This window comes from Mycetocola sp. Y171, assembly GCF_056713165.1.
Genome location: NZ_JBWYGX010000001.1, coordinates 1,609,191 through 1,626,616, shown reverse-complemented (window position 1 = coordinate 1,626,616; position 17,426 = coordinate 1,609,191). Strand labels below are relative to the sequence as shown.

The window sequence follows — 17,426 nt, the reverse complement described above, 5'->3', positions numbered from 1 at the left end:
TCTAACCTAACCGCCTCGCCGGATGCCCGGCTGGTAGAGACTCCACAATTCCCTGCGCGATCGGTAGGAGTTTGTCCACAGACTCGTCCTCCCCGATGCTCACCCGGATGCCTGAGCCGGGGAACGCGCGGGCGACGATACCCGACGCGAGGAGGGTGTCGTTGGCGGCATCCGTCTCAGCACCTGTGGCCAGCCAGACGAAGTTGCCCTGCGCGGCCGGGATCACCCAGCCCTGGCTTTCGAGTGAGGATCGCAACCGGTCACGAAGTGCGCTGAGTCTGGCCACCCGCTCGAGGAGCTGGTCTTCGAGCTGCAGCGACGCCACTGCGGCGACCTGCGCAGGCTGGGTCACGGAGAGTGGGATGGCCGCTGCCCGTGCCGCGTCGAGGAGGGGAACGGGGCCGATCGCCCAGCCGACCCGGAGTCCGGCGAGGCCGTAGGCCTTCGAGAAGGTGCGGAGGACGACGAGGTTCGGGTACCGGCCGACGAGATCGAGGCCGCGGACGGCATCCGGGTCGGTGACGAACTCGGCGTATGCCTCGTCGAGGAGGACGAGAACGTCGGACGGCACCACGGCCATGAACTCGTCGAACGCGGATGCCGTGACGACCGTGGACGTCGGATTGTTCGGTGAGCACACGATGACGACCCGGGTGGTGTCGTCCACGGCTGCGGCGAGCGCGGGCAGGTCGTGAGATCCGTCTGCGCGGTTCGGCACCTGCACGCTGGTCGCGCCGGCGACGGTGACGAGGCCGGGGTATGCCTCGAAGGAGCGCCACGGGTAGACGACCGTCGTGCCGGGCCCTGCGGCTGCGGCGATGAACTGACTGAGCAGGGCGACCGACCCCGAACCGACGTGGATCTCGTCACTGGTGACGCCGTGCCTGGCGGCGAGGACCTCACGCAGGGCCAGCGCGGACGCATCCGGGTAGCGGTTAAAGGCGCCTGCGGCCATCACCGCTTCGAGAACACCCGGCAGCGGTGGGTACGGGTTCTCGTTGCTGGAGAGCTTGAAAGCGTCAGCCCCTGCGGGCTTGCCCTGCCGGTACGGCGGGCTGGCGAGGATTTCCGGGCGGAGCTTGACCGCGGGCGGCGCGGGCTCGTCGGCGTTGGCTGGGGTGAATGTCACCGTCTGAGTCTAGACAGGCGCTATTCCGGGATGGGAATGCTCGGAACCTGCGACCACAGGCGTCGGGTCGCGGGAGGGCGAAAGGACTGCCATCATTGTGCGATGCTCAGGTTTCTTCTCCGTGTGATCATCAACGCCGTCGCCATCTGGCTGACCACCTTCATCGTCGCCGGGGTGCACGTGACTCCGTACACAGCGGACGACGTCCTCGCCTCCGTTCTGACCTACCTGCTGATCGGCCTGGTCTTCGCGATCGTCAACGGTGTGGTCGGGACCCTGATCCGTATCGTCGCGTTCCCGCTCTACATCCTCACCCTCGGCCTGATCTCGTTCATCGTGAACGGACTGCTTCTGCTCCTGGTCGAGTGGATCATGTCCTTCTTCGGCTTCGGGCTGCAGACCGACGGCTTCTGGTGGGCCGTGCTCGGCGCACTGGTGATCAGCATCATCAACTGGATCCTCGCGCTTGTGCTGCGGCCCCAGATGAAGGACCGCAGGAACCGGCGCTGAGTCAGCTGCTGTCCCGCTCCGCGCGGTAGAGCGTCGCGGAACCGACCGACGCGCCGGCGCCCAGCCGGGCGAGGGCATCCCGTACCGGCTCGAGCCGTGGATCGTCGGATGCGTCGACGAGCGCAGCCGTCTCTGCGTAACGCGACATGTGGTGTGCGGCGATCGGAGAAGCGTCTGGCGAAGGCGCGCCGCCGAAGAGGGCACGGGAGACGACCACCCGGTCCCTGCCACCAGCGCCACTCAGCGGTTCGCCGCCCAGCGCAGGGGTGATGTCTTCGGCGTGCTCGACAGCGAGGTGCTCCACGCCGCCCGGCACGGGGATCTGCCCGGTCGGTGCGCCGAACGTGACGAGCGCGTCGGTGTCGTAGGCGCCGGATGCGGCGATCCGCGCAGCCACCAGCCCGCCCTGCGAATGCCCGACGAAAGAGACCTGATCGCCGGGGCGGATGCCCGCTTCGTCCATGGCGTCGATGGTCGCGGAATAGGCGGCCGCGTCGTCGCCCGCGATGCCGGCGAGGTTGCTGGCCATGTCGAAAGGTTCAGGGCTGCCGTCGGCGATGGCGCTCGTGCCCGCGATGTACACGGCGTACGACGCCTGGCCGGCCTGGCCGTCGAAGCGCTCGATCCTGACCTGCGGCCTGCCTGGACCGCTCGGCGGGATCCGCGCCGCGGCGTCGGCGAGCGAGACGGGAGGGGCAACGGCGGTCGGAGCAGATGGGCTGACGGTCACGGGCTTCGCGATGTAGGCGTTGCGGCCGGACAGGATCAGCAAGGCACCGGCCATGCTTCCCAGCCCGACGACACCCGCGCCCCTGTCGCCGAGTAGGTGTGCGAGCGGAGGTGCGACACCTGCAGCACCGAGCGCGAACTCGTCTGCCGAAGACACGATGGTGCGAACGAGGCTCACGAAGGCGGGATCCGCGACCAGCCCGCCATGGTCGACGAGTGCAGCGGCCAGCGGCTCGCCGAGCACAGCGGCGACGCGGCGGCCGTCTGTGTGCTGCGCCACGAGCGCTGTGAGCAGCGCCGACGGTGCGAGCGGAAGGGCGGCTCCGAGAACGAGGTTGTGCGCAACGCCGCCGGCGAGGAACGCGCCGAGGGCGAACAGCAGACTGGAGACATCCGCATTGCGCTCCTCCCCCGCGGCGTAGGAGGTGGCAGCAGATTCGACGAGCCACGCCAGGCCTTCCGCGTCGGACGCGGTGTCCTGCAGAACCGCGGACGAACGGGTCAGATCGGACTCGGCGAAGCCGAACGGTGCAGCGTCTCCTGACCACTGCGTGATGCACCGAGCCATGGCCGCCTGGTGCGCCCAGTCCCTGGCACCGGCGGCGAGGGCGGAGAGAGTCGCGGCAGCGAGGAACAGTTCGTCCGTTTCGACGCTCGTGATCGATCCGGACGACACATCGATGACGTCGATCGTGTCGAGCCCGACGGTCATCGCCGGTCCGCCGGTCTGCCCGAGAATTCTTTCTCCCACCCGCCACCGCGCCGTTCCACCGTGGTGTCGGCTCGCAGCAGGTCGCGGGCGCGATCGCACTCAGCGAGCGCCGCCCGCAACGAACCGGCGCTCCTGGCGAATCCGCCGAGGAGGTCGCTCACCCGGACGTCGAATTCGAAGCGCGACGGCGACCGCCACGAGAGCGACGTGATGGACCTCTGCAGCTGTCTCTGGCCGTCGACGACCGCGTCTGAGAGTTCGAGGATCCGGCGGCGCTGCTCATCGAGCAGGTCGAGCGCCCTGGCTCGTGACACGTCGCTCAGGGTGATGCCGGCCATGGCCGTGGACGTTGGGTCGTTCATCGCTCCTTCTCCCCGGAGAGTCGGATGCCGTCGCGGTTGCGGCGCGGTTCCATGGTTGCGTCCCGCTCGCGTCGTCGACCGTGCTGTCCCGATTCTGTGGGCATGCGCGACACCGGAGACCGGTGTGGAGGGCGCGAGGGCGACACGTCCAGGCTCGCGGCGGGCGGGTGATGAGACATGCGATTCTCGCATTCGGGCAGAGTTGCGCGGCCACCAGGTTCGCCGGTCAGGCGCCCTCTCACCCTGATGCCAGCGAGCCTAGCCCTGCGGCCAGGGATGTCACGCCCCAGTCCGAGGGACGCGGATCGCACCGGTCCGAAATACGGCGTTAATGGGGGGCAGCAGAGGGCCGGTGTGCAGTACAGAATGGGGGGATGATTTCCGACCCGGTCCCTACCGAGGTCCAGCCCTTCCGCGTGTGCTTCGTGTGCGCAGGCAACATCTGCAGATCCCCGATGGCAGAGGTTGTGTTCCAGAGCATGGTGCGGCAGGCAGGCCTTACGCAGTATGTCGAAACCCTGTCAGCAGGCACGGGTGACTGGCATGTCGGCGAGCAGGCGGACTCCAGGACGCTCACCGCTCTGGCCCGCAGCGGCTACGACGGCGCCCATCACCGGGCGAAACAGTTCAACCCGGAATGGTTCGACAGACTCGACCTGATCGTCGCTCTCGACAGCGGTCACGACCGCATCCTGAAGGCGTGGGCGCCCACCGAAACGGACAGGGGCAAGGTGGCCCTTCTCCTCAGTTTCGATCAGCAGCAGAGCCATATGACCGATGTTCCCGACCCCTACTACGCGGGCGATGAGATGTTTGACCGAGTATTGGGCATGATTGAGAGGGCGAGCCGCCAACTCTTTCGGCAGCTCGAACCGGCAATTCGACAGGGAGCCATTCGATGACAGCACTACCCGCCCAGCCACTCAGCCCGCTAGACGGCCGTTACCAGGCCGCCGTCAGCTCTCTCGGCGAGTACCTCAGCGAGGCGGGACTGAACCGGGCACGTGTGCAGGTCGAGGTGGAATGGCTTCTCTACCTCACCTCCCACCGGATGTTCGGATCCTCACCGCTGACCGCCGAGCAGACCGAGTCGCTTCGCGCGCTCTACCTCGACTTCGGCCAGGCCGACATCGACTGGCTCGCCGAGAAGGAGGCGGTCACCCGCCACGATGTGAAAGCCGTCGAATACCTCGTACGCGACCGGCTGGCATCCCTCGGCCTCGACTCGATCGCCGAGCTGACCCACTTCGCCTGCACCAGTGAAGACATCAACAACCTGTCGTACGCACTGACGGTGTCTGCCGCCGTGCAGCAGGTGTGGCTGCCGAAGCTGCGCAGCGTCATCGACATCCTCCGCGGCCTCGCGATCGAGCACCGGACGGATGCCATGCTGGCGCGCACCCACGGACAGCCGGCCACCCCGACCACCATGGGGCGCGAGCTCGCGGTCGTCGCGTGGCGGCTGGAACGCATCGCCCACCAGGTGCACGGCACAGAGGTCCTCGGCAAGTTCTCCGGCGCGACAGGCACGTTCGCCGCTCACGTCGTCGCCGACCCGTCCGCCGACTGGACCGCGATCTCCCGTGAGTTCGTCGAGTCGCTCGGCCTGACCTGGAACCCGCTGACCACCCAGATCGAATCGCACGACTGGCAGGCGGAGCTGTACAACCGGGTGTCCCACGCCAACCGGGTGCTGCACAACCTCGCCACGGACGTCTGGACCTACATCTCGATGGGCTACTTCCGTCAGATCCCGCAGGCGGGCGCGACGGGATCGTCGACGATGCCGCACAAGATCAACCCGATCCGGTTCGAGAACGCCGAGGCGAACCTCGAGCTCTCCAGCGCCGTGCTCGACTCCCTTGCGGCCACCCTGGTCACCTCCCGCCTCCAGCGCGACCTCACCGACTCCACCACCCAGCGCAACATCGGTGTCGGGTTCGGCCACTCGCTGCTCGCCCTCGACAACCTGGCCCGCGGACTGGGCGAGATCGACCTGGACCGCGACGCACTGGCATCCGACCTCGACAGCAACTGGGAGATCCTCGGCGAGGCGATCCAGACCGTCATCCGTGCCGAGGTCGTCGCCGGCCGTTCTCAGATCTCCGACCCGTACGCGATGCTCAAGGAACTCACGCGCGGCAAGCGGATCGGGCGCGACGACCTTGTCGCGTTCGTCTCCGGTCTCGACATCGGCGACGAGGCGAAGCAGCGACTCCTCGCGCTCACTCCTGCCGGGTACGTCGGGCTGTCCGACGACCTGGTGAACTACCTGCCCTGATCGACGGTGTCGCGGGGCCTTCCAGCCCCGCGACCTGCGGCGTACCCTGTGATCGGGAGGCCATCATGAGAACAACGGCTGGGGAACGCATCATCATCCGTGGCCAGACCGTCGGCGCACCCGACCGGCACGGCCTGATCCTCGAGGTGCGTGGAAACGAGGGCGAACCGCCCTACTACGTGCGCTTCGACGACGGCCACGAGAGCCTGGTCTACCCGGGTCCCGACTGCGTCATCGAGCACGCCACCGCGGGCTGAGCGCGGCACGGCGACTCCTGCCGCCCGCCTGGCTCCTTCGGCTCCGTGACTCCTGCGGCTCAGTGCCCGGAGTTCTGCTCGTCGATGTCTTTCTTCTCGAGGTCGCCCGGCTTGACCGAGAGAGCGAACATCGCGATGCCGACGAGGGTGACGATGAACGCGACGCCGAAGCCGATGAGCGCGAACACGATGTCACGGGTCGACATGAGCACGATCAGGCCGGTGAAGATTCCGGCGACCGCTGCGAAGAGGAGCAGTTCGATCGGCTTGAGGATGTCGCGCCGGCTCGGCTGCTCAGGACGGGGCTGGGTCATGACTGCGACTCCGTTTCAGCCGTCACGCGGCCGCGCTCATCGGTGCCCCACTTCAGCGAGAACCCGCCGATGACGAGCAGGACGGCGACGATGGCGGCGTAGGCGCCGAAGATCCCGACGGTGACGACGGATGCTGTGAGGCTGCGGTCGACACCGTCAGGCCCGGTGAACTGCTGGTCGAGCCCGGGCGGGACGAGCAGGAAGGCGACGGCGAGGAGCAGGGTGAGCCCGCCGATGGTCATCCAGTCCCTGGCGAGCGGCGAGCGGCCGCGCAGGCGGAAACCGCTGTACAGCTCGAGCGCTCCTGTGAGGAGCGCCCAGACGATCACGATGGCGTAGAACGCCGGCAGCCCTGAGGTCGCTGCGAGCGCAAGCGCGACGGCTCCGGCCAGAACTGTGACGACGGCCTGCGCGACGAGGATCCGGCGTGCGACCCGGTCGGATGCCAGCGGACCGTACCCGAGGACGACCTCGACCAGCGCGGTCAGGACGGCGAACCCGCCGAAGACGGAGAGCCCGAGCCAGGGTGAGTGGTCGCCGGAGAAGGTGATGACGACGGCGGCAACGGCAGCAACGGCGGCGCGGGCAACGGGAACGAGCCAGTACCGCGAGCGCGAATTCACAGCGCCGCCGGGAGCGGCAGCGACGGGGGTGGCCACGGGTTGCGCCTCTTTCGTTGTGTGCGTCAGGACCTGTCTAGTCTACGTCCCGTAGAACTCGGGCGACTCCGCCCCTGAGCATCGCTCCATTGCCTCGGTGCTGCAACGTCGACATCCGCGGGCTGATCGGGCAGCTCGCTCCGCGAGCGTGTCGAGATCCCTACGCAGGCGCCAGGTCCGCAAAGCGCGAGTAGTGCCCGTGGAAGGCGACGGTCACCGTGCGGGTCGGACCGTTACGGTGCTTGGCCACGATGAGGTCGGCCTCACCCGCACGCGGGTTGTCTTTCTCGTATGCGCTCTCGCGGTGGAGCAGGATGACCATGTCGGCGTCCTGCTCGAGCGAACCGGATTCGCGGAGGTCGCTGATCGCAGGCATCTTGTCTGCGCGCTGCTCCGGTCCACGGTTCAGCTGCGACAGGGCGATGACGGGAACCTTGAGCTCTTTGGCGAGCAGCTTGAGAGCACGGGAGAACTCCGAGACTTCCTGCTGGCGGCTCTCGACGCGCTTGCCTGAGGTCATCAGCTGGAGGTAGTCGATGACGACGAGCTTGAGGCCGACCCGTTGCTTGAGCCGACGGCACTTGGCGCGGATCTCGACGAGGGTCATGTTGGGGCTGTCGTCGATGTAGAGCGGGGCGTCGTTGATGCGTCCGCGCACAGCGGCGAGCTTGTTCCAGTCCCTCTGGTCGACGGTTCCCTTGCGCATGCTCTGCAGCGGAACGGATGCCTCGGCGGAGAGCAGGCGCATGGCGATCTCGCTTCGGCCCATTTCCAGGGAGAAGAAGATCGATGGCTCGTTGTTGCCGATGGAAGCCGCGCGGGCGAAGTCGAGCGCGAGAGTGGACTTACCGAGCGCGGGGCGGGCGGCGACGATGATGAGCTGACCGCCATGGAAACCGTTGGTGAGGTCGTCCAGTTCCGCGAATCCCGTCGGCGTACCGACCATCTTGCCGTCGGTGCCGTTCGCCGCCTCGATCTCTTCGAAGGCCGTACCGACGGCTTCGTTGAGTGGAACGTAGTCTTCGGCCGTCGTCGACCCGGTAACGCCGTAGATCTCCGCCTGGGCCGTGTTCACGAGGTCGAGGACCTCGCCTTCGCCGGCGTAACCCATCTGGACGATCCGGGTTCCTGCTTCGACGAGTCGGCGGAGCAGGGCGCGCTCGGCGACGATCGACGCGTAGAAGCCGGCATTGGCCGCCGTCGGAACAAGGCTGGTGAGCGTGTGCAGGTAGTCGGCACCGCCGGCGCGGGAGAGCTCGCCGGTCTTGATCAGTTCGTCGGTGACGGCGATGACGTCGGTCGGCTCGCCGTGGGAATACAACGACAGGATTGCGTCGAAGATGATCTCGTGCTTGGGGATGTAGAAGTCGACGCCGCGAACCGACTCGACGACGTCGGCGACGGCATCCTTGGAGAGGAGCATGCCCCCGAGGGCGGACTGCTCGGCGAGCATGTCGTGTGGCGGAGTGCGCTCGGCCCGGTACTCGCCCCGGTTTTCACCGGACGGTGACTGTTCGGACAGACCGAGATGGGCGATCGACACGCATTTCTCCTTCAGCGACTTTCGCCGGCTCGACCGGCTGACGCATGGCCCTCATGCTCAGAATCCAGACCATCACCAACCACCGACACGGTGGGGGAATCAGGCCTTGCGCACCCCGGTGGAAACCTGCGCTGCCTCACACTACGAGCGCGGCATCCCCCGCACAAATGCCCCTGTGGATAACTCTGTGAGTAGATTGCGTGAAACGCCGGGTGCTGTGTGCACAACCTGTGGGCAAACCTGTGGAGAAAAAAGAATTCTCGTCGCAGAAAACATCATTGATCAGGAAATTACCGGTCGGAGGCCTGTGGGTACAAAACTGTCTAGACTCTGTGTTGAACGTTTCGCCATCCGGGTCATACCTGTGTACAAAAAGCTTGACTCAAGTGCTTCGGGGGGTATAAGAATCGCGAAAACGGGTGTATCTTTCCTCACGTTTTCGCGGCCGGAATCCGACGGCTTAAACACCTGTGGCGACGAGCCGGAGCCCGTCGCCACAGTATGAGAATCGTGCCTACTTGGCAGCGACCACCTGGAGGGTGATGACTGCGCTGAGGTCCTCGCGGAGACGAACGGTCGCCTCGTGCTGGCCGACCGACTTGATCGGTGCGGAGATCTCGATCTTGCGCTTGTCGATCTGTCCGAGACCGGCTGCAGCGACGGCATCCGCCACGTGCACGGTCTTGACCGAACCGAAGAGACGGCCTTCAGCGCCTGCCTTGACGGCGAGCTTGACCTTGGTGCTCTCGAGAGCTGCCTTGAGTGCCTGAGCGTCCTCGAGCGTTGCAAGCTCGCGCGCAACACGCGCGGCCTTGATCTGCTCGACCTGCTTCTCAGCGCCGCGGCTCCACGCAATGCCGAAGCCCTGCGGGATCAGGTAGTTACGTGCGTAACCGTTCTTGACCTCGATGATGTCACCAGGAGTACCGAGGCCGGTGACCTCGTGGGTGAGGATGAGTTTTGCCATGTCGGTATTCCTTACCTGCCGGAGCCGGCGTAGGGAAGAAGGGCCATCTCGCGTGCGTTCTTGACGGCACGGGCGATCAGGCGCTGCTCCTGGACCGAGACGCCGGTGATGCGACGCGCGCGGATCTTTCCACGCTCGGAGATGAACTTGCGGAGGGTGGGGACATCCTTGTAATCGATGACCCCAACGCGGATTGCCTTCGCGGGAGCGAGCGGCTTGCCGCCCTTGCCACCGCGGGCAGGCTTGCGGCTTGCGCCGCTAGACTTTCCAGCCATATTGGTTTCCTTAGGTGTATTGCCGGAGCGGGAGCCGAAGCCCCCGCCTCAGCGGAGAAGTGTTTAGAAGGGGGTGTCGTCGCCGTAGGAGCCAGGCGTGTTCCAGCTGTCGCCGGATCCTGAACCTGACGCCATTGCGCCGCCGGCCGGAGGGGCCGTCGGAGCGCTGGCAGCCCATGGCTCGTCCTGGACGGCTGCGGGGCCGCGGCCGCCGCCTCCACCCGAGGACTGCGCACGGGTGACCTGTGCGGTGGCGTAGCGAAGCGAGGGACCGATCTCGTCAACTTCGAGTTCGATCGAGGTGCGCTTCTCGCCTTCCTTCGTTTCGTACGAACGCTGCTTCAGACGCCCGGTAGCGATGACACGGCTACCCTTGGTGAGCGATCCGGCGACATGCTCGGCGAATTCACGCCAAACGCTCGCGCGCAGGAACAGTGCTTCGCCATCTTTCCACTCGCTCGACGCACGGTCGTAGTTACGCGGGGTGGATGCGATGGTGAAGTTGGCAACCGCCAGTCCGTTCTGCGTGTAACGCAGTTCGGGGTCTGACGTGAGGTTGCCCACCACGGTGATGACGGTCTCGCCGGCCATCGGGACTAAGCGTCCTGCTCGGCGGCGGGCTTGGCGTCGGCAACAGCCTTCGCTTCTGCCGCTGCGGGCTTGGCGTCTACCTTGGCCTTGGTGGCAGCTGCCTTGCGGGCGGCCTTCTCCTCGGCGCGCTTGCCTTCGGACTCGACGAGAGCGATGGCTTCTTCGGCCCGCAGCACCTTGGTGCGCATGACGGCTTCGGACAGCTTCAGCTGACGGTCGAGCTCCTGCGTGGCAGCGCTCGTTGCGGTGAAGTCGACGACGGCGTAGATGCCTTCGGTCTTCTTGTTGATTTCATAAGCCAGGCGACGACGGCCCCAGATGTCAACCTTGTCGATGGTTCCACCATCGTTGCGGATGACATTGAGGAACTTGTCGAGACTGGGAGCAACGGTGCGCTCGTCAATCTCGGGGTCGAGGATAACCATGAGTTCATACTGATGCGTCACTAACCCACCTCCTTCGGACTCGAACGGCTGCAGACGATCTGCAGCAGGAGGGTTCTAGCATCGTTGCACCGGACGGGAACAGAGTGTTCGCATACGGGCAACCTGAGTAGCTTACCGGATGCGCGCCGCTCCTCGCTACCGCGGCCGGCGGCATCCGCCCCGCGGCGTCTGCTCACACGTTCCGGACGCACTCCCCCGCGTACCTGGTGAGCAGGTCCGGAACGGGTGAGTAGGTGCCCGCGGGGCCCGCCACCGCTAGCCCTCCACAGGCAGGGGGACTGCCTGCGCGTTCCACCGATCACCCACGCCATCGGTCACGGATGCCTCCTCTCGGCAACGCTGGACGGCATGAGCATCGACCCCCTGCGTGACCACGAAGCGGTGCGCCTTTCCCGTTCACAATCGCTGGTGGGGGCAGACGGCCGGTCGCTCAGGCGCGAGCATGCCGCGGGGACGATGACAATCATTCGCCGCGGCGTGTACGTGCCGACATCGGTATGGGCCGACCTCCCATCCGGCGATCAATACCTGACGCGGATGCGGGCGGTGCTGGACACCCGAAGAGACGATGCCGTATTCAGCCACGAATCGGCGGCCGCCCTCTGGAATCTGCCGACGATCGGCCCGCGGAAGGACGTACACGTATTCGCCGCCGACGGCCGAAGACGCAACTCAGCCAACGGCATCATCTGGCATACCGCTCCGCTGCCCGAAAGCGATGTGGTCGAGATCGACGGGGTCCTCGTCACAAGTCGCGTCCGCACCATGCTGGATCTGGCGCGGAGCTCGACGTTCACGTCCGCCGTGACAACTCTCGATGCCGGGCTCGCTCTCGCGGTATCTGAGGAGAACCACGAGGATGCCGCCGAGACTCTGCGCGCTCTCCTCCTGGAACGCCTCGACGAGTTGGGCCGGGCACCGGGCACAAGCCGGGCACGCCAGGCGGTCGCATTCTCATCACCGCTCGCGGATTCGCCCGGAGAGTCCGTCAGCCGGGTTCAGATGCACCTCTGCCGGTTCCCGCGCCCGATCCTGCAGTTCCCCGTCATCGACAGGAACGGCAGGGTCTGGCATGCCGACTTCGCGTGGCCCCGGTTCCGATTGCTCGGGGAGTTCGACGGCTTCGCCAAGTACACCCGGGGCGAATACACCCGCGGTCGCTCGATCGACGAACTCGTGTGGGCAGAGAAGAAGCGCGAAGACCTGATGCGGGCGACCGGCAACGGAATGGTTCGGTGGCTCTGGGACGACGCGCTTCGCGCACCACGTCTCACGAGGATCCTGCTCGACGCCGGCCTGCCGCGCTGCTGACGTACTCACCCGTGCCGGACGCACTCACCCCGCGTACCCGGTGAGTAGGTCCGGAACGGGTGAGTAGGTGCCCGGGTGCCGGGCAAGCTAGCCGGCGATCGCCCGGTTCGCCGCGTCCTCGGCCTGCTGGAGCCCCTCCGCGGGGTCAACCTTGCCTGCGAAGATCTGCTGGAAGATGGGGTCGAACTCGGCAAAGCCCTTGTCAAAGCTGGGGCCGGCCGGCGCAGGGATGGACGTCTTGTCGTCGACCACGTCGAAGAACGGCTTCACGTCGACGTCGTTCTTCTTCCAGTAGTCGAAGTAGGACTTCTGCGCGGATTGGAGGGCAGGCACTGCCGCACCTTCCGCGCCGAGGTAGCTGTTGCCCTCTTCCGAGCCGAGCCAGGTGAGCACCTTGCTGATCGCATCCTGCTTGTCGGATGCCGCGTTGCCGGCCACGACGACACCATTGGTCACCGAGACGCGGCCTTCGGGGCCGGCAGGCATGGACGCGACGCCCCAGTCGAAATCGGCGCCGTCCTCGACGTTCTTGAGGTTGTACAGACCGGACTGGAACAGGGCCATCGACCCGTTCAGGAACGCATCACGGCTGAGGTCGCCGTCGGCACTGGTCTCGGCTGCCGCGGGAGCGACCTTCGCCGTGTTGATGCCGTTGACGAGGTATTCGACCGCCTCCACGGTCTTCGGGTCGGAGAACGCGAACTCCTCGCCGTCCTGATACGCGCCGCCGTTCGACCCGATGAAGGGCAGCAGGATCGCCTGGAGGTCGTAAGCGAGGTTCGTCCCGTACTGCACGGGCTTCCCGTCGAAGCCGGATGCCGCGGCCGAGACGCCGGCGGCATCGAGCGTCAGCTGCCTGGCGACGGGCAGGTAGGTGTCCTCGGTCTCGTCCGGTGACCAGACGAGATCGTCGAGCTCGGCCGGATCGATGCCCGCGGCCTCGAGCAGGTCGGCGTTGTAGTAGACGGCGATCCCGGCGTCGTACAACTGCGGAACACCCCAGAGGGTCCCGTCGCGAGTGAACTGCTTCACGACGCTCTCCTCCCACCCTGACCTGGCCTCCTCGCCGAACACCGCATCGATGTCGACCAGGTTGCCCGAGTCCGCATAGGCGCCGAAGTAGGAGTTGTTGACCCAGAACACGTCGTCCATGGTCTTTCCGGCGACGTCGGTGCGCAGCTTCGTCCAGTAATCGGCCCAGTCGACGACGTTGACCTCGACCTCGATGTCGGGGTTCTGGTCCTCGAATTCCTCGAAGGAGTCCTCGTAGGCAGCCGCGACCGTTTCATCCCACAGCCGGAAGCTGACGGTCGTCGTTGTCGACCCCGAGTCGGCGCCCGCTGCTGAGCAGCCGGACAGGAGCAGGGCGGATGCCGCGACGATCGTCGCGATCGTGGTGAGTCGCTGAGCCATTCGGGACTTTCTCTCTGCGTGAATCCGTGGATTCGCATACGTCACGGCTTCTGGATCGTGAGGAACACCAGAAGGAGCGGGACGCGCCAGTAGGGTTTGCAGCTGCGCCACGGGTTCGGGTGCCGTTGCGCTGCGATTGGAGGCTAGCAGTTGCTGCGCTGATGAGCAGCTGTTTCAGCTCTGCGCAGAATGGCCGACAGTGGCAGCTGGCCGCGCGGGATGCGGGCATGCCGGAGCATGCGGGCCTCGGCCTCGCGGCTCAGTCTTCGGAGATGGCGGAGTTGTTGCCCGGTGTCGCGTGCGGGATCTCTTCCTCCGCCTCGTGCTGGGCCGAGGTGATCGGGTTGCCTGGGGTCGTGAAGTCGGCGGCGCCCTCGACGTCGTCCTCGCCCGTCAATGGCACCCCGGTCGTCGCATGCATTCGCTCTTCTTCGGCGATGTGCTGGGGCGAGTCGATCGGGTCGCCGGTCGTCGTGTAGTCCGTGTCGCCGTCGTTCGTGTGGTTCGTCATGTCGGCGACGTTACGCCGCGCAGCATCCGGGCTTCAAGGCCCTTGCGATTCCCGGCGTTTCGGGGGTAGGCGAACTGAGCCCTGATCGGCGGATGCCGTGCCCCCGGTATCCGCCGACCATGACTGCCTGTCAGGCGCGTTGCGCCAAGCTGGGGTCGATGACCTCGATCGGGACCGTGTCGAGAAGGTCACGGATGCTCTGGTCGAGGGTCAGCTTCTGTGACACTTCGACGGCACGCGCGAGGTCGGGGCCGCTGAGGGCGACCCAGACCGGAGTCACGTGGTGCACGTAACCGATCTGGCGACCGTTGACCACGACGCGCTCCACATCGTTCTTGAGGTGGTCGAGGGAGACCTCGACATCCGTGTCGACCTTGCCTGATTCGAAGTGCACGTGCACGTTCCAGGTGGCGTCAAGCTGCTTCGTACGACGATCGGATGTCTTCATGGTCGTGGTGCCCCTGTTTCTCTGTGCTTCCACCACGGCGACGTGGCTCCCCAGACACCCAAACTAGGGTCAAAAACGTTTTTGCGTCAGGGGGTTGACTCGAAGACGTGAGAATTTAACGCGTTCGTCATGAGCTCGATCCCTGCTCGCCACTCGTCGGACGGCTGCCCGATACTCAGCCGAACGTGGCGTCGAGGGCCGCCGAGAGATCGGCCAGGATGTCGTCGGTGTCCTCGAGCCCGACAGAGAAACGCAGGTGCCCCCAGGTGCGGAACTCCTCCGGGTAGAAGGCGACCCTCGGACCGGCATCCGCCCCGCCTGCCACATGCACGATAAGAGATTCGTCGTGGCCGAGCGACACGGCTGACGTGATGACACGAAGAGCGGAGACGAACCTGTCCTGGGTGGCCGCGTCGCCGTCGACGGCGAAGGCGAGCATGCCGCCGAATCCCCTGCCGTCGAACTGGCGGGACGCCGATTCGTGCTGCGGGTGCCCGGGCAGCCCCGGGTAGGCGACGAATACCACCCGCGGGTCGGCGTCGAGGAACTCCGCGACTTTCTGGGCGGATGCCTGGTGCTGGGCCAGCCGCAACGGAAGGGTCACTGACCCGCGCATGATCAGCCACGCGTTGAACGGAGAGATGACGCCTCCGACGTCGACCATGGCATCCGACTTGATCGGCTGGATGAGCTCGCGTCGACCGATGACGGCCCCGCCCATCGCGTCACCATGACCGTTGATGTACTTCGTCAGCGAGTGGACGACGAGGTCGGCGCCGTGGTCGAGCGGTCGGAACAGCGGCGGAGGCGTGAAGGTGGAGTCGACGCTGAGCAGTGCGCCGGCCTCGTGAGCGATGGCCGCGACCGCGGCGATGTCGGTGATCTTGGTCGTCGGGTTCCCGATGACCTCGACGTGCACGAGCGCGGTCTCCGGCCGGATCGCCGCGCGCACGGCATCCGGGTCCGCCGCGTCGACGAACGTGGCGGTGACGCCGTACTTCTCGGGGAGGAGTTCGGAGAACAGACGGTAGATGGCCTCGTAGGTGACATCCCCGACGACGACGTGGTCACCGGACTTCAGGAAGGTGAAGAACACGGCGTGCAGCGCGGCGACCCCGCTGGCGAGGGCGACCGCGTCCTCGCCGTGGTCGAGCGCCGCGAGCTTGGCCTGCAACCCGAGCTGGTTGGCGCCGGAGTTACGGGTGTACAGCGGGACGTCGGTTCCCGACCAGCTGATGGTGGAAGCATCCTCGGGCAGCTCGTACGAGTTCGCCATGACGATGGGCGTACGGATCGCCCCGGAACCCGCGTCGATCACATTGCCGGCGTGCACCGCCTGGCTGGGGAAACCCAGGGTCGACGGGTCGTGCTTGTCCGGGCGCTTCGAGTTCGTCATGATCTCAGGCTATTGCCCCCGCGGGGCCCGATCGGCCCTGTGACGACGGGACTTACGTGCCCTGTTCGGCCCACCAGGCGCGCAGGCGGCGCTCGGCCTCTTCTTCGCCGAGCGGGCCTTCGTCGAGTCGCAGTTCGAGCAGCCAGTTGTAGGCGAGGCCGACCTCGCGGCTCGGCGGGATCCCAAGGATCCGCTGGATGGCGTTGCCGTCCAGGTCAGGACGCACGGCATCCATCTCCTCCTGCTCGCGCAGTTCGGCGATCCGGTTCTCGAGGTCGTCGTAGGCGAACCCGAGCCGGTCGGCCTTGCGGCGGTTCCGGGTGGTGACGTCAGCGCGGGTGAGCATGTGGAGGCGTTCGAGCAGGTGACCGGCGTCGCGGACGTATCGCCGAACCGCCGAATCGCTCCACGCGCCGTCCGTGTAGCCGAAGAACCGCAGGTGCAGTTCGATCAGCCGGGAGACATCCTTGATCGTGTCGTTGTCGTACCTGAGCGCCGTGAGGCGCTTCTTCGCGAGCTTCGACCCCACCATGTCGTGGTGGTAGAAGCTGACCGCTCCCCCGGGTTCGAGGCGCCGGGTAGCCGGCTTGCCGATGTCGTGCATGAGCGCTGCAAGGCGCAGGGTGAGGTCGGGGTCTTCGCCCGGGTGACGCGATTTCTCGTAGCCGATCGCCTGTTCGAGCACGGTGAGGGAGTGCTGGTAGACATCCTTGTGGTGGTGGTGCTCGTCGATCTCCAGGCGCAGGGCAGGAATCTCGGGCATCACAATCTCGGCGAGGCCGGACTCGACAAGGAGTTCGATCCCCGTGCGCGGCTCGTCGGTGCAGAGGAGCTTCGACAGCTCGACCTGCATCCGCTCGACCGAGACGATCCGGATGCTGTCGGACATGGCGGCCATCGCATCCTGCGTCTCGGCGTCGACGACGAAGCCGAGCTGGCTGGCGAATCGGGCGGCACGCATCATCCGCAGCGGGTCGTCGCCGAAGCTCACCTCGGGGGTGCTCGGCGTCCGCAGGGTGTGGGCGATGAGATCCTCGACGCCACCGCACGGGTCGATGAGGCGCACCTCGGGGATGCGCAGCGCCATCGCGTTGACGGTGAAGTCGCGCCGTTTGAGGTCGCCTTCGAGGCTGTCCCCGAATGCGACGACCGGTTTGCGGGTGACACCGTCGTAGGCGTCAGCGCGGTACGTGGTGATCTCGACGGTTTCGGAGACGGAACCGGCGTCGACGCGGGCACCGATGGTGCCGAACTCGCGCCCGATGTCCCATTGGACGTCGGAGATCGGGGTGATGACCCTGAGGATCTCGTCGGGTGACGCGTCTGTCGTGAAGTCGAGGTCGCTCACGACACGGCCGAGCATTGCGTCACGGACAGGACCGCCGACCAGTGACAGTTCGAAGCCGGCGTCGGCGAACGCGGATGCCACCTTCGAGACGACCGGGGAGGCGGCGAGTTCCGACAGGCGCACCAACGACTCCGCCATGCTCACCATGGGGTCAATCGTAGCGGGACGCGCCGAAGGGTCCCGTGGCCGGGTCGGAGATGGATCATCCGGCACGCCGTGTCGAC

The 17,426-nt window shown here is 66.3% G+C and carries 20 protein-coding genes; 5 read left to right on the top strand and 15 right to left on the bottom strand.

Translation table 11 applies throughout. From position 1 onward, the window contains the following. Position 1 precedes the first annotated feature (1 nt). A complete protein-coding gene (locus AC1M2K_RS07780; RefSeq protein ID WP_480240520.1) occupies positions 2-1,129 on the bottom strand; it encodes a histidinol-phosphate transaminase in 1,128 nt (375 codons plus the stop codon). A gap of 102 nt (positions 1,130-1,231) precedes the next feature. On the opposite strand from AC1M2K_RS07780, the gene AC1M2K_RS07775 reads away from it, so the two are divergent. Beyond that, entirely contained in the window at positions 1,232-1,639 is a 408-nt protein-coding gene (locus tag AC1M2K_RS07775) for a phage holin family protein (protein ID WP_480240519.1), read from the top strand. A 1-nt stretch (position 1,640) separates the two neighbouring features. Here AC1M2K_RS07775 and AC1M2K_RS07770 read toward each other — a convergent pair whose 3' ends face one another. Next, on the bottom strand, positions 1,641-3,119 hold the full coding sequence (locus AC1M2K_RS07770; protein WP_480240518.1) for an alpha/beta fold hydrolase: 1,479 nt from the start codon (positions 3,117-3,119) through the stop codon (positions 1,641-1,643). Further along, positions 3,077-3,442 carry a hypothetical protein gene (locus tag AC1M2K_RS07765; RefSeq protein WP_480240517.1) on the bottom strand — a complete coding sequence of 122 codons (366 nt, stop codon included), beginning with the start codon at positions 3,440-3,442 and terminating at the stop codon, positions 3,077-3,079. The genes AC1M2K_RS07770 and AC1M2K_RS07765 overlap by 43 nt, the downstream gene beginning before the upstream one ends. A gap of 374 nt (positions 3,443-3,816) precedes the next feature. Between AC1M2K_RS07765 and AC1M2K_RS07760 the strand changes: the two genes are divergently transcribed. The 3 genes from AC1M2K_RS07760 to AC1M2K_RS07750 all read left to right on the top strand — a co-directional run bounded on the left by AC1M2K_RS07760 (position 3,817) and on the right by AC1M2K_RS07750 (position 5,980). Continuing rightward, positions 3,817-4,344 (top strand): low molecular weight protein-tyrosine-phosphatase, encoded by a 528-nt coding sequence (locus tag AC1M2K_RS07760; protein ID WP_480238603.1) that lies wholly within the window; start codon positions 3,817-3,819, stop codon positions 4,342-4,344. Then, positions 4,341-5,723, top strand: coding sequence for an adenylosuccinate lyase (purB, locus tag AC1M2K_RS07755; protein WP_480240516.1), 1,383 nt, complete (start codon positions 4,341-4,343; stop codon positions 5,721-5,723). The genes AC1M2K_RS07760 and purB overlap by 4 nt, the downstream gene beginning before the upstream one ends. 65 nt (positions 5,724-5,788) lie before the next feature. Next, on the top strand, positions 5,789-5,980 hold the full coding sequence (locus AC1M2K_RS07750; RefSeq protein ID WP_480238605.1) for a DUF1918 domain-containing protein: 192 nt from the start codon (positions 5,789-5,791) through the stop codon (positions 5,978-5,980). Between the two features lie 59 nt (positions 5,981-6,039). Here the strand turns inward: AC1M2K_RS07750 and AC1M2K_RS07745 are convergent, their stop codons facing one another. The 7 genes from AC1M2K_RS07745 to rpsF all read right to left on the bottom strand — a co-directional run bounded on the left by AC1M2K_RS07745 (position 6,040) and on the right by rpsF (position 10,754). Next, positions 6,040-6,294 carry a hypothetical protein gene (locus AC1M2K_RS07745; RefSeq protein ID WP_480238606.1) on the bottom strand — a complete coding sequence of 85 codons (255 nt, stop codon included), beginning with the start codon at positions 6,292-6,294 and terminating at the stop codon, positions 6,040-6,042. After that, complete coding sequence (locus AC1M2K_RS07740) at positions 6,291-6,953, bottom strand: hypothetical protein (RefSeq protein ID WP_480240515.1); 663 nt, start codon at positions 6,951-6,953, stop codon at positions 6,291-6,293. The genes AC1M2K_RS07745 and AC1M2K_RS07740 overlap by 4 nt, the downstream gene beginning before the upstream one ends. 160 nt (positions 6,954-7,113) lie before the next feature. Beyond that, positions 7,114-8,496, bottom strand: coding sequence for a replicative DNA helicase (gene dnaB / locus AC1M2K_RS07735; RefSeq protein ID WP_480238608.1), 1,383 nt, complete (start codon positions 8,494-8,496; stop codon positions 7,114-7,116). A 514-nt stretch (positions 8,497-9,010) separates the two neighbouring features. Continuing rightward, entirely contained in the window at positions 9,011-9,463 is a 453-nt protein-coding gene (rplI, locus tag AC1M2K_RS07730; RefSeq protein ID WP_480240514.1) for a 50S ribosomal protein L9, read from the bottom strand. Positions 9,464-9,474: 11 nt separating this feature from the next. Then, complete coding sequence (gene rpsR, locus AC1M2K_RS07725; RefSeq protein WP_108392326.1) at positions 9,475-9,738, bottom strand: 30S ribosomal protein S18; 264 nt, start codon at positions 9,736-9,738, stop codon at positions 9,475-9,477. 63 nt (positions 9,739-9,801) lie between these two features. Further along, on the bottom strand, positions 9,802-10,329 hold the full coding sequence (locus AC1M2K_RS07720) for a single-stranded DNA-binding protein (protein ID WP_480238610.1): 528 nt from the start codon (positions 10,327-10,329) through the stop codon (positions 9,802-9,804). 5 nt (positions 10,330-10,334) lie between these two features. Then, positions 10,335-10,754, bottom strand: coding sequence for a 30S ribosomal protein S6 (gene rpsF / locus AC1M2K_RS07715; protein ID WP_480238611.1), 420 nt, complete (start codon positions 10,752-10,754; stop codon positions 10,335-10,337). A 369-nt stretch (positions 10,755-11,123) separates the two neighbouring features. Here rpsF and AC1M2K_RS07710 point away from each other — a divergent pair, with 369 nt between their 5' ends. Continuing rightward, complete coding sequence (locus AC1M2K_RS07710) at positions 11,124-12,086, top strand: hypothetical protein (protein WP_480240513.1); 963 nt, start codon at positions 11,124-11,126, stop codon at positions 12,084-12,086. An 87-nt stretch (positions 12,087-12,173) separates the two neighbouring features. Here AC1M2K_RS07710 and AC1M2K_RS07705 read toward each other — a convergent pair whose 3' ends face one another. From AC1M2K_RS07705 to AC1M2K_RS07685, 5 genes are all read right to left on the bottom strand, one after another. After that, positions 12,174-13,499: an ABC transporter substrate-binding protein gene (locus AC1M2K_RS07705; protein ID WP_480240512.1), complete on the bottom strand. Its 1,326-nt coding sequence runs from the start codon at positions 13,497-13,499 to the stop codon at positions 12,174-12,176. Between the two features lie 259 nt (positions 13,500-13,758). Next, entirely contained in the window at positions 13,759-14,010 is a 252-nt protein-coding gene (locus tag AC1M2K_RS07700) for a hypothetical protein (RefSeq protein ID WP_480238614.1), read from the bottom strand. A 130-nt stretch (positions 14,011-14,140) separates the two neighbouring features. Next, positions 14,141-14,458, bottom strand: coding sequence for a hypothetical protein (locus tag AC1M2K_RS07695; RefSeq protein ID WP_480238615.1), 318 nt, complete (start codon positions 14,456-14,458; stop codon positions 14,141-14,143). A 175-nt stretch (positions 14,459-14,633) separates the two neighbouring features. After that, a complete protein-coding gene (locus tag AC1M2K_RS07690) occupies positions 14,634-15,854 on the bottom strand; it encodes a trans-sulfuration enzyme family protein (RefSeq protein ID WP_480240511.1) in 1,221 nt (406 codons plus the stop codon). Between the two features lie 52 nt (positions 15,855-15,906). Beyond that, positions 15,907-17,349: a CCA tRNA nucleotidyltransferase gene (locus AC1M2K_RS07685; protein WP_480240510.1), complete on the bottom strand. Its 1,443-nt coding sequence runs from the start codon at positions 17,347-17,349 to the stop codon at positions 15,907-15,909. Positions 17,350-17,426: the final 77 nt, after the last annotated feature.

What these genes read in the sequence shown, in the direction of transcription:
- AC1M2K_RS07775 (WP_480240519.1), top strand. Translation starts at nt 1,232, where the DNA reads ATGCTCAGGTTTCTTCTCCGTGTGATCATCAACGCCGTCGCCATCTGG.
- AC1M2K_RS07765 (WP_480240517.1), bottom strand. Translation starts at nt 3,442, where the DNA reads ATGAACGACCCAACGTCCACGGCCATGGCCGGCATCACCCTGAGCGAC.
- AC1M2K_RS07760 (WP_480238603.1), top strand. Translation starts at nt 3,817, where the DNA reads ATGATTTCCGACCCGGTCCCTACCGAGGTCCAGCCCTTCCGCGTGTGC.
- purB (WP_480240516.1), top strand. Translation starts at nt 4,341, where the DNA reads ATGACAGCACTACCCGCCCAGCCACTCAGCCCGCTAGACGGCCGTTAC.
- AC1M2K_RS07750 (WP_480238605.1), top strand. Translation starts at nt 5,789, where the DNA reads ATGAGAACAACGGCTGGGGAACGCATCATCATCCGTGGCCAGACCGTC.
- AC1M2K_RS07745 (WP_480238606.1), bottom strand. Translation starts at nt 6,294, where the DNA reads ATGACCCAGCCCCGTCCTGAGCAGCCGAGCCGGCGCGACATCCTCAAG.
- rplI (WP_480240514.1), bottom strand. Translation starts at nt 9,463, where the DNA reads ATGGCAAAACTCATCCTCACCCACGAGGTCACCGGCCTCGGTACTCCT.
- rpsR (WP_108392326.1), bottom strand. Translation starts at nt 9,738, where the DNA reads ATGGCTGGAAAGTCTAGCGGCGCAAGCCGCAAGCCTGCCCGCGGTGGC.
- AC1M2K_RS07720 (WP_480238610.1), bottom strand. Translation starts at nt 10,329, where the DNA reads ATGGCCGGCGAGACCGTCATCACCGTGGTGGGCAACCTCACGTCAGAC.
- rpsF (WP_480238611.1), bottom strand. Translation starts at nt 10,754, where the DNA reads ATGGTTATCCTCGACCCCGAGATTGACGAGCGCACCGTTGCTCCCAGT.
- AC1M2K_RS07710 (WP_480240513.1), top strand. Translation starts at nt 11,124, where the DNA reads ATGAGCATCGACCCCCTGCGTGACCACGAAGCGGTGCGCCTTTCCCGT.
- AC1M2K_RS07705 (WP_480240512.1), bottom strand. Translation starts at nt 13,499, where the DNA reads ATGGCTCAGCGACTCACCACGATCGCGACGATCGTCGCGGCATCCGCC.
- AC1M2K_RS07700 (WP_480238614.1), bottom strand. Translation starts at nt 14,010, where the DNA reads ATGACGAACCACACGAACGACGGCGACACGGACTACACGACGACCGGC.
- AC1M2K_RS07695 (WP_480238615.1), bottom strand. Translation starts at nt 14,458, where the DNA reads ATGAAGACATCCGATCGTCGTACGAAGCAGCTTGACGCCACCTGGAAC.
- AC1M2K_RS07690 (WP_480240511.1), bottom strand. Translation starts at nt 15,854, where the DNA reads ATGACGAACTCGAAGCGCCCGGACAAGCACGACCCGTCGACCCTGGGT.
- AC1M2K_RS07685 (WP_480240510.1), bottom strand. Translation starts at nt 17,349, where the DNA reads ATGGTGAGCATGGCGGAGTCGTTGGTGCGCCTGTCGGAACTCGCCGCC.